General features: G+C 62.8%; 1 protein-coding gene. It reads left to right on the plus strand.

What is annotated here, in order from left to right; genetic code table 11:
* Positions 1-418 (plus strand): single-stranded DNA-binding protein (gene ssb, locus FS320_RS44705; RefSeq protein ID WP_152718813.1); only part of this gene is annotated, 418 nt, incomplete at its 5' end.
* Positions 419-632: the final 214 nt, after the last annotated feature.

A 632-nucleotide genomic window follows, 5' to 3' on the forward strand; every position in this document is an offset into this window, starting at 1 on the left:
GGACAAGGGCACGGGCGAGCGCAAGGAGAAGACCGAGTGGCACTCGGTGGTGATCTTCAACGAGAACCTGGCCCGGGTGGCGGAGCAGTACCTGAAGAAGGGCTCGAAGGTGTACATCGAGGGCCAGCTGCAGACGCGGAAATGGACCGATCAATCCGGCCAGGAGAAGTATTCCACCGAGGTGGTGCTGCAGCGCTTCCGCGGCGAGCTGACGATCCTCGACAGCCGCCAGGGCGGCGGGGCGTCGGAGTATGGCGACGAGGAGCCGGGTCAGGTCGCCAAAGGCGGCGATTTCGGGCGCTCGTCCTCCCAGGAGCGTCGCCCAGCCCCGTCCTTCGGCGGTGGCGGCGGTAGCGGCAGCGGGGGAGGCGGTGGCGGTTCCCGCTACAACGACCTCGACGACGACATCCCGTTCTGAGGCGCGGTACTTTAATTTTTGTCCACTAACGTCGATAAGTTACGGCGGGAATTGTACCAATTCCCGCCGTAACTTATCGAAAATGCAAGTAACATTGGCAAAAGTCCGGGCTGAGCTGGCGGGTCGGGGTTCCGGCGCAGCGACAATTCTGATTCAATCCCCTGCATGTCACCGGCCCCGGATCTTGATGGCCTGTCGAACGCCGATCTGAAGC

This window comes from Microvirga tunisiensis (assembly GCF_009296175.1).
GTDB classification, from domain to species: domain Bacteria; phylum Pseudomonadota; class Alphaproteobacteria; order Rhizobiales; family Beijerinckiaceae; genus Microvirga; species Microvirga tunisiensis.